General features: G+C 29.3%; 14 protein-coding genes and 1 rRNA gene. 7 read left to right on the top strand and 8 right to left on the bottom strand.

The features are described from left to right. The 3 genes from ACYPV9_RS08700 to ligA all read right to left on the bottom strand — a co-directional run. Positions 1–179: ribosomal RNA gene (locus ACYPV9_RS08700) — 16S ribosomal RNA — on the bottom strand; the annotation flags it as partial. A gap of 908 nt (positions 180–1,087) precedes the next feature. Further along, complete coding sequence (locus ACYPV9_RS08695; RefSeq protein ID WP_459743053.1) at positions 1,088–1,789, bottom strand: DUF4294 domain-containing protein; 702 nt, start codon at positions 1,787–1,789, stop codon at positions 1,088–1,090. A gap of 84 nt (positions 1,790–1,873) precedes the next feature. Then, on the bottom strand, positions 1,874–3,874 hold the full coding sequence (gene ligA / locus ACYPV9_RS08690; protein ID WP_459743051.1) for an NAD-dependent DNA ligase LigA: 2,001 nt from the start codon (positions 3,872–3,874) through the stop codon (positions 1,874–1,876). A gap of 313 nt (positions 3,875–4,187) precedes the next feature. Here ligA and ACYPV9_RS08685 point away from each other — a divergent pair, with 313 nt between their 5' ends. After that, on the top strand, positions 4,188–4,514 hold the full coding sequence (locus ACYPV9_RS08685) for a TusE/DsrC/DsvC family sulfur relay protein (protein WP_299065061.1): 327 nt from the start codon (positions 4,188–4,190) through the stop codon (positions 4,512–4,514). Between the two features lie 188 nt (positions 4,515–4,702). Here the strand turns inward: ACYPV9_RS08685 and ACYPV9_RS08680 are convergent, their stop codons facing one another. Together ACYPV9_RS08680 and ACYPV9_RS08675 are read right to left on the bottom strand one after the other, a co-directional pair. Then, on the bottom strand, positions 4,703–6,145 hold the full coding sequence (locus ACYPV9_RS08680) for a glyceraldehyde-3-phosphate dehydrogenase (RefSeq protein WP_459743048.1): 1,443 nt from the start codon (positions 6,143–6,145) through the stop codon (positions 4,703–4,705). A gap of 136 nt (positions 6,146–6,281) precedes the next feature. Further along, complete coding sequence (locus ACYPV9_RS08675) at positions 6,282–7,670, bottom strand: trypsin-like peptidase domain-containing protein (RefSeq protein WP_299065058.1); 1,389 nt, start codon at positions 7,668–7,670, stop codon at positions 6,282–6,284. Positions 7,671–7,809: 139 nt separating this feature from the next. Here ACYPV9_RS08675 and dapF point away from each other — a divergent pair, with 139 nt between their 5' ends. The 5 genes from dapF to ACYPV9_RS08650 all read left to right on the top strand — a co-directional run bounded on the left by dapF (position 7,810) and on the right by ACYPV9_RS08650 (position 11,751). Beyond that, positions 7,810–8,580: a diaminopimelate epimerase gene (gene dapF / locus ACYPV9_RS08670; protein WP_459743045.1), complete on the top strand. Its 771-nt coding sequence runs from the start codon at positions 7,810–7,812 to the stop codon at positions 8,578–8,580. Next, positions 8,580–9,104: a GNAT family N-acetyltransferase gene (locus ACYPV9_RS08665; protein ID WP_299065054.1), complete on the top strand. Its 525-nt coding sequence runs from the start codon at positions 8,580–8,582 to the stop codon at positions 9,102–9,104. The genes dapF and ACYPV9_RS08665 overlap by 1 nt, the downstream gene beginning before the upstream one ends. Positions 9,105–9,128: 24 nt before the next feature. Further along, positions 9,129–10,151 carry an endolytic transglycosylase MltG gene (mltG, locus tag ACYPV9_RS08660; RefSeq protein WP_459743042.1) on the top strand — a complete coding sequence of 341 codons (1,023 nt, stop codon included), beginning with the start codon at positions 9,129–9,131 and terminating at the stop codon, positions 10,149–10,151. A 19-nt stretch (positions 10,152–10,170) separates the two neighbouring features. Continuing rightward, entirely contained in the window at positions 10,171–11,073 is a 903-nt protein-coding gene (locus ACYPV9_RS08655; protein WP_459743041.1) for a DUF2279 domain-containing protein, read from the top strand. 510 nt (positions 11,074–11,583) lie between these two features. Continuing rightward, positions 11,584–11,751, top strand: a complete 168-nt coding sequence (locus tag ACYPV9_RS08650) for a hypothetical protein (RefSeq protein WP_459743040.1) — start codon at positions 11,584–11,586, stop codon at positions 11,749–11,751. A gap of 6 nt (positions 11,752–11,757) precedes the next feature. On the opposite strand, the gene ACYPV9_RS08645 is transcribed toward ACYPV9_RS08650, so the two are convergent. The 3 genes from ACYPV9_RS08645 to dnaA are packed head-to-tail and all read right to left on the bottom strand — an operon-like array spanning position 11,758 to position 14,410. Continuing rightward, positions 11,758–12,462 carry an SAM-dependent methyltransferase gene (locus ACYPV9_RS08645; RefSeq protein ID WP_299065048.1) on the bottom strand — a complete coding sequence of 235 codons (705 nt, stop codon included), beginning with the start codon at positions 12,460–12,462 and terminating at the stop codon, positions 11,758–11,760. Between the two features lie 41 nt (positions 12,463–12,503). Then, positions 12,504–12,953 (bottom strand): low molecular weight protein-tyrosine-phosphatase, encoded by a 450-nt coding sequence (locus ACYPV9_RS08640; protein WP_299065046.1) that lies wholly within the window; start codon positions 12,951–12,953, stop codon positions 12,504–12,506. 29 nt (positions 12,954–12,982) lie between these two features. Beyond that, positions 12,983–14,410: a chromosomal replication initiator protein DnaA gene (dnaA, locus tag ACYPV9_RS08635; protein ID WP_459743037.1), complete on the bottom strand. Its 1,428-nt coding sequence runs from the start codon at positions 14,408–14,410 to the stop codon at positions 12,983–12,985. 173 nt (positions 14,411–14,583) lie between these two features. Here dnaA and ACYPV9_RS08630 point away from each other — a divergent pair, with 173 nt between their 5' ends. Continuing rightward, positions 14,584–14,982, top strand: coding sequence for an acyl-CoA thioesterase (locus ACYPV9_RS08630; protein WP_299065042.1), 399 nt, complete (start codon positions 14,584–14,586; stop codon positions 14,980–14,982). The last annotated feature ends 2 nt before the right edge of the window (positions 14,983–14,984 follow it).

The following is a 14,984-nucleotide window of genomic DNA, read 5'->3' as shown; positions in this document are numbered from 1 at the left end:
TACTATGAGGTATTAATCTTCATTTCTAAAGGCTATCCCTCTGTAAAAGGTAGGTTCTATACGCGTTACGCACCCGTGCGCCGGTCGTCATCTGTGCAAGCACAATGTTACCCCTCGACTTGCATGTGTTAAGCCTGCCGCTAGCGTTCATCCTGAGCCAGGATCAAACTCTTCATTGTATATCTTAAATATTTTAATGAATAAGTTTCAAAAGAATTTACATTATTAATAATGTGGTTATTCTACTCTTTGTTTACGCTGTCAATTTCAATATTTTCAATGAACTTTTAAGGTATTAAAACTCGCTCTTTAAAAACAAACCTTAAATCTTAATCTTGTAGAAATGATAGAATCGAACTACCTAACTTTTTATCGTTATTCCAAAATCTCTCTGAACGTTTTTACTATCTCGTTTAGCGGGTGCAAATATAAAACTTATTTCTAATCTAACAAGAAAAAATAAATCTTTTTTTTTAAATTAATTTCTAAACCCGAAACCTTAACTTTTTTCCGAAAAAATCGGACTGCAAAGATACATTCTTTTTTATTTATAATCCTAATTAAAATTTACTTTTATTTTACAAGGATTTTAAATAAAGATAACACGTTAATGAACTTGACTAAAAAGATAATTCTTTGTTAGCGGGTGCAAACATACAACCTCTTTTTAATTACACAACTATAATTTGTTGTTATTTTAAACTATTTTTAACATAAACGTAAAACTAATTAAAAATCAACAACTTACAATTTATAAATTATTTTAAATTTTAGACAAAAATTAATATTTGATTTATAAAAAATGATAATTAAGTGTAATCTTATGGATTTAATATAATCATATTAAAAGATAAGGAACAGAAAATACATACAAGTATATGCTTACATAAATGCAAAAATGCTGGCAAACTTGCTGTGTTAGGGATTGAAATGACATCCTTTTTATGTAAATCACCTATAAGCAAGTAAAAATTAAGTGAGTTTTTATCCAAAAAATTAATTAATTAAAGAAATATAGACTCATAAAAAGATATAATGTAAAGCCCGACCACGATTTTTTTCGTGGTAACACCAAAAAATACATCGATTATTTTTTCTTATTTCTTTTTTTAAGCATCTTAGAAAACATCTTTTTATATTCTTCTACATTAATTTTACCTTTTCTTGATGCTATTACTTTTACGTAATCGAAGTTTAGTTTTGTCTTTTGAGCTTCTAATTTATATTCTTGAAATGCTCTTTGTAATACGTCTTCTATTAAATAATCTTCGTTATTAGACTCTGGATGGTATTCAGTTTTTAAAGATAACTTAAAAATATTTGCAGTTGTATTGTACCAAAACGCTTTCCAACCGCTTCTTAAACCTTTAATATTGTTAAAAGCTGTTTCGCCTGTTTGACGATGAATTAATTTTATCAGAATTCGACCTTCTGTAGTGGTCATTTTCTTAATCTGATCTGTGAATTCTCCTTCGATATATTTTTGAACTAACTTTGTATACTTTCTACGTTTACTTTTCGAATCTATTTTTTCTAATCGTTTATTTAAACTGTCTAATCTTTGAGATGCCAATTTTGCATAAGGATATGCTTTATAAACTTTTTTTCTAAACCACAAATAGTAACGAATATCTTCTCTTGAAGTAAATTTATGTTTAGGTAACAATGCAATTTCATTTAATTGTATTACTACAGAATCGCCAGGTTTTACAAAAATGTAATCTTCTAAGTTTTTGGGTAAGGAATCTACTTCTCTTTTCTGTGCAAAACTGCATATAGAAATAGACATTATATATATGTATAGTAAATGTTTCAAAAAAAAATGATATTTGTATTTCTTTATGTCTTCTGCAAATTAAATACCAAAGTACATTTATTCACTTATTTTATCTATAAATTCTTGTTCTGAAATAATAGAAATTCCTAAATCTTGTGCTTTTGTTAATTTACTTGGTCCCATATTATCGCCAGCTACAACAAAAGTTGTCTTTTTAGATATTGATGAACTTACTTTTCCGCCGTTATCTTCAATAGCTTTTTTAAGTTCGTTTCTAGACATTTGATGAAATACACCAGAAACTACAAAAACTTGATCTTTTAAAATTTCTGTTTGATTTTCTAAACTTTCTGCGGAAACTTCTAATTGTAATCCGTAGGATTTTAATCTATCTATTAATTGAATATTACCTAAATCTGATGAAAAATCTAAAATACTTTGTGCAATTCTATCTCCTATTTCATCTACATTTATTAATTCTTCTAATGATGCAGACATTAAGTTGTCTATAGATTTAAAATGCTTTGCTAACTTTTTTGCTACTGTTTCTCCTACAAATCTAATACCTAAAGCAAATAAAACTTTTTCAAACGGAATTTGTTTTGACTTTTCTATTCCGTCAATCATATTTTTAGCAGATTTTTCTGCCATTCTTTCTAAAGGAATAATTTGAGCAACTTTTAAATCATACAAATCTGCATAGTTCTGAATTAAACCTTCTTTTCGCAATAAATCTACAGTTTCACCTCCTAGACCATCAATATCCATTGCTTTTCTAGAGATAAAATGCTGAATTCTGCCTGTTATTTGTGGTGCACAACCAAATTGATTAGGGCAATAATGTTTGGCATCTCCGTCTGTTCTTACTAATTCGGTATTACATTCTGGACAATGTGTTGCATATTGAGTTGGCTCTGAGTTTTCTGGACGTTTAGCAAAATCTACCTCAATTATTTTCGGAATAATCTCACCTCCTTTTTCAACAAAAACAGTATCATTAACTCGAATATCTAATTTTTCTATTTGATCTGCATTATGTAAAGACGCTCTTTTAACGGTTGTACCTGCTAATTGCACTGGTTGTAAATTTGCTACTGGCGTAATCGCGCCTGTTCTACCTACTTGATATGTAATTTCTTCTAAGATTGTAGAAACTTGTTCTGCTTTAAATTTATAGGCTATTGCCCAACGTGGCGCTTTTGCTGTGTAACCTAATTCTTCTTGTTGTTGAAGATTGTTAACTTTAATTACAATTCCGTCTGTTTCGTATGGTAATTCATGACGTTTGGCATCCCAGAAATTAACAAACTCGAAAACTTCATCAATAGACTTTGCTAACTTTATAGTATCCGGAACTTTAAAACCAACCTTTCTTGCATTTTCTAAACTCTCGAAATGGGTTTTAAATTTTCTTTCTGATGTTACCACTTGATATAACAAACAATCTAATGGTCTTTTTGCAACTTCTGTACTGTCTTGTAATTTTAAACTTCCGCTTGCGGTATTTCTAGGATTTCTATATTCTTCTTCGCCATTTTCTAATCGTTCTGCATTCATTTTATTGAATCCGTCTAATGGAAGAATAATTTCACCACGCATCTCAAAATCAGAAATAAAATCTTTTTTTATTGATAATGGTAAAGATCTAATCGTTTTTACATTATTAGTTACTTCATCTCCTTGAAAACCATCACCACGAGTTACCGCTTTTATAAATTTACCGTTTTCGTAGGTTAAATTTATTGAGGCTCCGTCAAATTTAAGTTCGCAAGTAAATTCTAAATCAGAACTTCCTAAAACTTTTTCTATACGCTTTTCCCAATCTAATAAATCTTCTTTAGAATACGAATTATCTAAAGAATACATTCTATTTTTATGAACAACTGTCTTAAAATTTTTAGTAACTGTGCCTCCTACTCTTTGTGTAGGCGAGTTTGCATCAAAAAAAATAGGGTTTTCTTTTTCTAACTTTTCTAACTCTTTTAATTTAATATCGAAGTCGAAGTCTGAAATTGTAGCATTATCTAATACATAATAATTGTAATTATGATTATTTAATTCTTCTCTAAGGTTTTCTATTTTTTGCTGAACAGTCATTTTAATTTTAAAATTTACTTTCGAATTGAAGTGTGCAAGAATAACATCAAAAATAATATAATAAATAGAACTATAAACAAGGTTGCTATGCAAAATAGGTAATTTACCTATATTCTTTACATAACTACCTAATTAACTTTGTATTAACCAAATAATTATATCTAAAATTGCAGTTATTAAAAATTATTAAACTTTTTATTTAGGGAAAATCATGCAAAAGAATTATTCGATTTATAAATATTATATAAAGAATCGATTAGTTAAAAAGATGAATTTAAATGAATTCCCCCCAAAATCATTTAAACTAAGAATTATGAATGAAAATGTACAAAAACTAAAAAAATTAGAAATCGACAGATCTGGTAATGGATTCTTGACAAATTTTAACCAATGGAATATTGAAGTTGGAGAAATGATAGCAAAAGAACACAATATTAATCTAACAAATACTCATTGGGATATTATTTCTTGGATACAAGAACTTTATAAAGCAAAAAAAGAGGTTTCTATTGAAGCAATTATTAAAACTGAAATAGTGAATACAAATGAACTCTTCGATTTATTTACTGATGATCCGATTTTGGTTTCTACAAAAATAGCGGGATTACCTTGCTTAACTAAACTTAAAAAAACTGCTTGAGATTAAACTTTTGTTGGCAAACAAATTTAGCCCTGATGGAGCTATTTGTTTGAGCTCTTTTTGAAGTATGAAAAAAAGCGAGTAGCGAGAGCAGGAAATAGCTTCTTATAAAAAAATAAAGCCCAAAACTTAAAAGTATTGGGCTTTTACATTTAACTTTCGTTAAATGAATTTGCACTAAGAGTATTTTAATAATATGTAAATCTTCTAACTTTTGCAATGTGTTTTGCTAAACGAATTACTTGATGTGAATAACCGTATTCATTATCATACCACACATATATTACAATTGTATCTTCATCTGTAAGGGTGGCTTTACTATCAAAAATTGATGGTGCAGTTGTACCAATTATATCAGACGAAACTAATTCGTTGTCTATAGAATATTTAATTTGCTCTACTAAATCACCCTCTAAAGCATATTTCTTAATTAAAGAATTAACGCCTTCTTTAGTAACTTTAGTATTTAATTGTAAATTTAAAATAGCTAAAGATCCGTTTGGTACCGGAACTCTAATTGCATTTGAAGTTAATTTTCCTGCCAATGCTGGTATTGCCTTAGAAACCGCTGCTCCTGCACCAGTTTCTGTAATTACCATATTTAAAGCAGCTGCTCTTCCTCTTCTGTATTTACTATGCATATTGTCTACTAAATTTTGATCGTTAGTATATGCATGTATTGTTTCTAAATGTCCTTTTTTAATACCGTAATTGTCTTCTAAAACTCTTAAAACTGGCGTAATTGCATTGGTTGTACAAGAAGCTGCAGAAAAAATATCTACTTTATCTGGACTGTTTTGTTTGTGATTAACACCATGTACAATATTAGGAACTCCTTTTGCTGGCGCAGTAATTAAAACTTTGCTTGCTCCTTTTGCTTTTAAATGTCTACTTAATGCTGCTTCGTCTCTAAATGCACCTGTGTTATCTATTATTAAAGCATCATTAATATTAAATTTTGTGTAATCTATATCTTCTGGTTGTTTGGCAGAAATCATATAAACTGTTGTACCATTAATAATTAATGCGTTATTTTCTGTATCTACAGTTACAGTTCCTAAAAAATCACCATGTACAGAATCTACACTTAATAATGAGGCTCTTTTTTCTAAAACTGTTTGGTTAATTTCACCACGAGTAACAATTGCTCTTAATCTTAATTGAGAACCTTTACCCATTTTGGTCATTAATTCTCTAGCTAACAAACGACCAATTCTACCAAAACCATATAAAACCACATCTTTTGGCTGAATGTCTTTAGCAACGGTTGCATCTTTTAATTTATTCTGAACAAAGGCTACTTTATCTTCTCCTTTTTTAGCACCCAAATAACATTCGTATGCCAATTTACCAATATCTAATTTTGATGATGGTAATTCTATTTGCTGAATCGCTTTTGCAATATCTAATGCATCTAAAATTGAAATTGGTTTGCTAACAAATTCTTTAGCGTATTCAATTAAGTTTAAAACTTCACTGGCTCTTTTATCTACTAACGGGTTTCTAAAAAGAACTAATTCTATAGATTTATCATACCATAAATCGTTTACGATATTAATAAATTCTACAGTAGCTCTTCTAGTTTGGGCTTGTGATAAAACTTCTTCGTTGTAATTTACTTTTGTTGACATAGTTGTGTTACTATAATTTAATTTTCGGCAAAAGTATTTCTTTTTTTGACAATACGAAATCGATTTCGTTAAAATTTTTAAAATAAAAAAAATCCCGATTAAAAACCGGGATTCTTTACATATTTACTTTAATATATTAATACCTAAAAACATATCTTTCTTTTTCTCCTTCTAAATTTATAACCTCTATATATAAAGGTTGTCCTTTACCTAAAGAAGAGTCTAACAATTGTGAAACTTGATCTGCATTGGTTACTGGTTTTTTATTAATTTTTGTAATGATAAAACCCTCTTTTACTCCGTAATAAATTAAGTTCTTATTACCATTCCTAACTATTTTAACACCATTTTCAATATTAAATTTACGTTTTTCGGCTTTTGTTATGTCTTTTAGGATTATGTTAATACTGCTAGAAATAAAAGTATCTTTCTTGGTAAGTTTAACATTTTTATTGATTAATTCCCCATCTCTTTCTACAGTTAAAACAACTTCATCTCCAGGTCTTTTTGCTGTTAATTGACCTCTAAGTTCAGAAAACTTAGAAATTTTTACATTATTAACTTTCTTTATAATATCTCCTTCTTTCAAACCTGCTTTCTTGGCTCCACTTCCATCTGAAACTGCATCAATTCTTACACCTTCTTCTTTATATTCGCCATCAACATTAATTCCTAAAATTGCTTGCTGTACTTGACCAAATTCTAAAATATCATCAATTATTTTTTTTGCAATATTAGACGGCACCGCGAAAGAATACCCAATAAAAGAACCTGTTTTAGATGAAATTGCTGTGTTAATCCCAATTAATTCTCCTCGAGTATTCACCAAAGCTCCTCCACTGTTACCAGGATTAACGGCGGCATCTGTTTGAATAAAAGATTCTATATTTCTGTTACCTTCTAAATCTCTTCCTTTTGCAGATACAATTCCTGCCGTTACAGTAGATGTAAGATTATAGGGGTTACCAACAGCCAATACCCATTCACCTATTTTAATCGTATCAGAATCCGCAAAAGGAACATAAGGTAGATCTATCTCAGCTTCAATCTTTAGTAGCGCAATATCATTAGCGGCATCTGTACCAATTAATTTTGCAGGATATTTTTTTTGGTTGTTTAGGGTGATTTCTAAATTACTAGCACCGTCTATTACGTGATTATTGGTAACAATATATCCATCCGGAGAAATAATTACACCACTACCTGTACCTACTTGCTCAAATTTTCTAGTACCACTTCCGCTACCATAAAATCTTTCAATCCACGGATTTACTTGTGTTCTAACCGCAGTATTTTTTACGTGTACAACTGCGTGTACTGTACTTTCTGCAGCAATAGTAAAATCTGTTGTACTTTCTACAGCACCCGTGCTTTTATATGTTGGTGTATAATTTGTACGAACAGTTTCAATTGGGCTTAAGGTTCTTTCTACAATTTGTTCTTTATCGAATAGCATTTTATAACCACCTAAAGTAAGTGCTCCTCCTAAAATTGCCATACCTAGAAAACTGAATGCTTTTTTCATTTTTATCGATTTATATTAATTTTTAGTATTCAAATATATAATTTTAACATATTCAAAAAATCTGTTTAACTTGTTTTTAACTGACTTTAACCACTTTTTAACATCCCTTATTTAGTACCTAAATTCCTATATTTGCAAAATGAATTTAACTTTTTATAAATACCAAGGCACCGGAAATGATTTTGTGATGATAGATAACAGAACAAAAACCTTTCCAAAACAAAATACTGACATAATTTCACATTTATGCGATAGAAATTTTGGCATCGGTGCAGATGGCGTTATTCTTATTGAAGAGGATGCGAATTCTGATTTTAGAATGATTTATTACAATGCCGATGGTAGCGAAACATTTTGCGGTAACGGCGGTAGATGTGCTGTTGCCTTTGCTAAACAGTTACATATTATTGATAATAAAACGAATTTTGTAGCTGTTGATGGACCTCATTTTGCTGAAATAAAAAATGACATTATTTCAATAAAAATGATTGATGTAGATACAATAGAAGTTAAAGAAAATGCTGTTTTTACATACACAGGAACACAACATCATGTTGAATTAGTTGATAGCTTAAATGATTATCCTGTTTTTGAAAACGGAAAAAAAATCAGACACTCTTATAAGGATCCTGGTAGTAATGTCAATTTTGCAGAAATGATTGATGATGCAACTTTTAGAGTTAGAACATATGAAAAAGGAGTTGAAAATGAAACTTTAGCATGCGGAACCGGTGTAACTGCTGTTGCGATTGCAATGCATAAAATTAAAAAAACTACCAAGAATCATATTTATTTACCTGTAGAAGGTGGTAATTTAGAAGTTTCTTTTAATGAAAACAATGGAGTTTATACAGATGTTTATCTAAAGGGTCCGGCAACTTTTGTGTTTAAAGGAGAAATTGAAATTTAATGGAAACTTTAAAAGGAAATACTCTTTATTTAAGAGCTTTAGAACCAGAAGATTTAAATTTTTTATATGATATAGAAAATAATGAATCTTTTTGGGAAGTTAGTCACACTCAAACTCCGTTCTCCAAATTCATTCTAAAACAATACTTAGAAAACGCACATTTAGATATTTACGAGGCAAAACAACTTCGTTTAGTAATTGTAGAAGCTTCAAGCAACTTACAAATTGGCGCTATTGATTTATTCGATTATAATCCGTTACATAAAAGAGCTGGAGTTGGTATAGTCATCCATCCAGAATATCAACAAAAAGGTTTTGCTCAAGAAAGTTTAGCTATTTTGATAAATTATGCATTTACCCATCTTAATTTACATCAACTTTATGCGAATATAACTTCTAAAAACACCAACAGTCTTAATCTTTTTACTAAAATGAATTTTAAAGAAATGGGACGAAAAAAAGATTGGATTTTATGCAATGGGAAATTTATTGATGAAATTTCATTTCAATTGATAAAACAGTAACTTTGCCCACTAAAACATATTTAATTGAAAAAAATACTATACATTTTATTAGCGCTATTTATAGTTGGTTCTTTATTTGGTTATAATTATTATCAAAAAATTTTTGGAACTGCTATTACAAAAGATTACATTTTATTTATACATTCTGATAATAGCTTGTTAGATATAAAAAAAGAATTGGAAACTGTTTCTAAAAGTCCGGAAACATTTTTATGGGTAGCTGCCAAAAAGAGTTTTGCAACACCAAAACCAGGAAGATATGTTCTAAAAGAAGGAATGTCTAATAACGACCTTGTAAATATGTTACGAAGTGGTAGACAAACACCATTTAAACTTTCTTTCAATAACCAAGATACTTTAGAGAAATTTGCTGGTAGAATTGCAGAACAAATAGAAACAGATTCTATTTCTCTTCTAACAGCCTTTAAAGACGAAACTTTTTTAAAAGAAAATAATTTAAACGAAAAATCTGTACTTCAAATTTTTATACCAAATACTTATGAATTTTATTGGACAGTTAGTCCTGAAAAATTTAGAAGTAAAATGTTGGTTGCATACAAGCGTTTCTGGACTAAAAATAGAGAAGCAAAAGCAGCCAAACTAAATCTAACCAAAAGCGAAGTAATTACTCTAGCATCTATTGTTCAAAAAGAAACAGCTCAAAAAAGCGAAAGACCAATTGTTGCAGGTTTGTATTTAAATCGATTAAGAAAAGGAATGCCTTTACAAGCGGACCCTACAATTATATATTGTGTAAAAGAAGTAAAAGGACAAGATTATGTTGTTAAAAGAGTTTTAACTGTAGATTTAAAAATTAACTCGCCATATAACACCTATTTAAATAAAGGCTTACCTCCTACTTTAATTGCAATGCCAGATATTTCTGCAATTGATGGAGTTTTAAATGCCCAAGAACACAACTATTACTATATGTGTGTTAATGTAGATAAATTAGGCTATCATGCTTTTGCTAGAACATTATCTCAACACAATCGTAATGCTGCTAAATATCATCAATGGTTAAATAAGCAAAAAATTAATAGATAGTTTCAATATAATAGTTACTATGATTTTAAAAACCAAAGTGTTAATAAAATTCTTAATTTTATCAGCAACAACTTTTAACGCACAAACCAATAGTTTTTTAAAAAAATCTGATTCTTTAAATTTTAAAAGAAGAAATGCTGTTATAATTAGTGAAAGCGTTTTGGCTGCAGGAACATTGTTTGCTTTAAATGAACTTTGGTATAAAGATTATCCTAGAACTAGTTTTCAATTTAAAAATGATAATAACGATTGGAAACAAATGGATAAAGCAGGCCATTTAATGACCTCTTATTATATAGGTAAAGTTGGTATGGAAGTTTTAGATTGGTCTGGTGTTTCTAAAACAAATCAATTAATTTACGGAGCCACATTAGGTTTTTCTTTTTTAACAGCAGTAGAAATTTTAGATGGATTTTCTAAACAATGGGGAGCATCTATAGGTGATGTTTTGGCTAATGCAGCCGGAACAGGAATATTAGTGGGACAAGAACTATTATGGCAAGAACAAAGAATTACAGTTAAATATTCTTTTCATCAAACAAAATTTGCCAATCAAAGGCCTAATACACTAGGTGAAAATTATATACAAGAATCTCTAAAAGATTATAACGGACAAACCTATTGGCTTTCTGCAAATATTTGGTCTTTTAACAAAGAAAGTAATTTTCCTAAATGGTTAAATGTTGCATTAGGTTATGGTGCAGAAGGAATGTTGTATGGACAAACGAAACCAACCAATGCAATTCCGCAGGATCCTTACAGACAATTTTATTTAAGTTTAGATGTAGATTTGACGAAAATTTCCACAAAATCAAAATTTTTGAAATCTGTATTTTCTGTTGTGAATTTCATAAAGATACCAGCACCTTCATTAGAAATAAATACCAAAGGTAAAATTAAATTCCATTATCTGTATTTTTAACAAGATTTAACACACTGTATATCAATTAGTTTAATATTATATTGTAATTTTGCACCCGCAAAACAGAAAGATACCTATTTTATCAAAAATAAAATACTTTTAATCAGCATAGTAGCTCTTTTTATCAATGCAACACCAATTGATAAGAAAAAAACTAAATTAAAGGAAATTACCTATAATTATAAGGTAACTTTTCCTAGGCATTTTAATAGTGACATTTTTTATCTTAAAAAAGATTTTGTTGCATTTAAAGAAGCAGTTGCGTTTAAAGAATCTCAAGGAAAATACGCTACAGTAAATACATTAGGTTATTTAGGTAAATATCAATTTGGTAGAACTACTTTACAAAGATTTAGAATTTACAATATCCAAGAATTTTTAAACAATCCAGAATTACAAGAAAAAGCATTTGTTGCTTTATGTAAGGTTAATAAATGGATTCTTAGAAAGGATATTAAAAGATCTGTAGGAAAAACAATTAACGGAATTAAAATTACTGAATCTGGTATTTTGGCTGCGGCACATTTAAGTGGAGCTGGAAATGTAAAAAAGTTTTTACGAAGTAATGGTTCAATAAGGTTTTCTGATGCTTATGGCGCTTCAATTCAGTCTTACTTAAAAAGGTTTTCTGGCTACAATGTGTCTATTATTAAAGCAGATAAGAACGCTAGAGTTTAATATTCCTTATTTGTGAATTATAAAGATAGCAGGTTTTTTGTGTAAGTCTGGTGTTTGAAATTTCCAATCTTTAATTGACAATGTTTTAATATATTCTGATGGTAATGTAATATCTGCAGCAATACATAAATTAGTTGTTGGTGCTAATATAGCCTTTAAATCTGCAAACATTTTTTCATTTCTATACGGAGTTTCAATAAAAATTTGAGATTGATTCTTATCTTTAGATAACTTTTCTAAATCTTTTAAAGCTCTTTTTCTGTCTCCTTTATCTATTGGCAAATACCCATTAAATGCAAAATTTTGACCGTTCATTCCAGAACTCATCATTGCCATTAAAATAGAACTTGGGCCCACCAATGGTACTACTTTAATATTTTTTTCGTGCGCCATTTTTACAATAGTTGCTCCTGGATCTGCCACTGCAGGAACACCAGCTTCTGAAAGTAAACCAACATTTATTCCTTCACTACAAACATCTAAATACTTTCTTGTTTCCATTTCGTCTGCATACTTATCTAAAGACATCAATTGCAAAGAAGGTTGCGATTTTTTAGGCGAAATTTTCTTAATAAATCTTCGAGCTGTTTTTTCGTTTTCTACAATATAATAATCAATTTCTTCTACTACTTTTTTTACAGATAAAGGCATAACCTCTAATGGTTCAGTATCTCCAAGAGTTGTCGGTATTAAATAGAGTTTACCAATCATAATTATATATTTTTAGAAACTTGTATATTTTAAGTTAAATATTATAAAGATTTAGCAATAACAGTACATGCTTTATCTAGCATATTATAAACGTTTTCGAAACCAGAATCCCCGCCATAATATGGATCTGGAACAGAAAGATTCTTTGAAGGTTCAGATTCATTTAAAATTAATCTTACTTTTTTTGCATCAGCATCATTTCTACTTAATGCAAGAATATTATTTAAGTTACTGCTATCCATTGCATAAATAATATCAAAAGAATCAAAATCTGAAACTGTAAATTTTCTTGCAGATTGGTTTGTGATATCGATGTTGTATTTCTTTGCAACGGCTATAGAGCGTTCATCTGGCAAATTACCTACATGATAAGCTGCTGTACCTGCAGAATCTACAAAAACTTTTTTAGAATCTACTTTCGATTTTAAAATACCTTCTGCTAAAGGAGATCTACAAATATTTCCTAAGCAAACCATTAGTATTTTTTTCATCAAAATTTATTTGTGTTTTTTCAAAAAACTTAGAAAGTTAACTTTTTAGTTAAATCTTCTACATATTTTTTGAATTGCTTATCTGTTTCGGTTAAATTATCTACCGTTTTACAAGCGTGTAAAACTGTTGCATGATCTCTTTGCCCTATTTGATTACCAATACTTGCCAAAGAAGTTTTTGTTAATCTTTTAGCAAAATACATTGCCAATTGACGAGCTTGTACAATATGACGTTTTCTAGTTTTAGATTGCAATGTAGCTACATCCATATCAAAATACTTAGAAACTTCTTTTTGAATGTAATCTATAGAAACTTCTTTCTTTGTATTCTTAACAAATTTATCTACAATTTGTTTTGCCAATTCTAAAGAGAATTCTTTTCTGTTGAAAGAAGCTTGAGCAATCATAGAAATAATTACACCTTCTAATTCTCTTACATTAGATTTGATATTTTTTGCGATATACTCTACAATTTCTTCTGGCATTTCTACACCATCTCTAAACAACTTATTGTCTAAAATAGAAATTCTAGTTTCGTAATCTGGTGCTTGTAATTCTGCAGATAATCCCCATTTAAATCTAGATAACAAACGTTGCTCTATGTCTTGCATATCTACAGGCGCTTTATCTGAAGTTAAAATTACTTGCTTACCATTTTGATGTAAATGATTAAATATATGGAAGAATACATCTTGTGTACCTGCTTTACCAGACAAAAATTGTACATCATCAATAATTAATACATCTATCATTTGATAGAAATGAATAAAATCATTTCTAGTATTAGATTTTACAGAATCTATAAATTGCTGTGTAAATTTTTCCGAAGAAATATACAAAACAGTTTTATCTGGATATTTATCTTTAATATCAACACCAATAGCGTGTGCTAAATGCGTTTTACCTAACCCTACTCCTCCGTAAATTAACAACGGATTAAAAGAAGTGCCACCAGGCTTATTTGCAACTGCCATACCAGCAGACCTTGCCAATCTGTTAGAATCTCCTTCTACAAAATTTAAAAAATTATAATTTGGATTTAATTGCGACTCTACTTTAACTTTCTGTAAACCAGGAATTACAAACGGATTTCTTAATTCTCTCTTATTAGACTCTAAAGGCACAGTAACTTTCTGTGGTTTTAAAGGGTCTCTGTTAGAACTAGGAATTTTAACAATTTGCGGTCTATTACTACTGTAATTGTTTTCCATTTTTACATCGTAAATCAATTTGGCATCACTACCTAATTGCCTTACCAATGCTACTCTTAAAAGTTTTATGTAATGTTCTTCTAACCATTCATAGAAAAACTTACTTGGCACTTGTATAGTTAAAGCTTCTCCTGAAAGTTTTACGGGCTTAATAGGTTCAAACCATGTTTTGTATGCTTGTGGTTTGATATTGTCCTTTATAAAAGACAAGCATTCATTCCAAACTGAGTCAGCAGTTAAAGTCATTTATTATTTTTGGTACTATTTTGATTATTAATTTTTGGGCGAAAAAAGAGAACTTGCCTGCTTTCTTAGGTTGTACAAAAGTGTGAATAAAATTCAGTATAAAAAAATCAATTTGCTATTGATTATTAACTTTTTTTTACGTAAAATGCTCAAATAAATTCTATCTATAACAATTGAAAAAATCATCAACAAAAACAAGAATTAGATATTCTGAAACAGACCAAATGGGTGTAGTATATCACGGTAATTACGCGCAATTTTTTGAACTTGGTAGAACAGAATGGCTTCGCTCTTTAGGCGTTACTTACAAAGATATGGAAACTAATGGTATAATACTACCAGTTATTTCTTTAAACTGTAATTTTATTAAATCTGCACTTTATGATGATGTTTTAACAATACACACTTTTTTAAAAAAAGAGCCTTTGGTTAAAATAGAGTTTGATTATGAAATCAAAAATCAAAATAATGAATTAATTTGTACAGGAAACACAGTATTAGCTTTTATTAACGCTGCAAATATGAAACCTACTAGATGCCCAAAATACTTATTAGAAAGCTTAGGTTTTTAGTT

This window comes from Polaribacter sp. OB-PA-B3, from assembly GCF_054589375.1.
The sequence above is the reverse complement of the archived record's forward strand: the minus strand, read 5'-3'. Positions and strand labels throughout refer to the sequence as shown.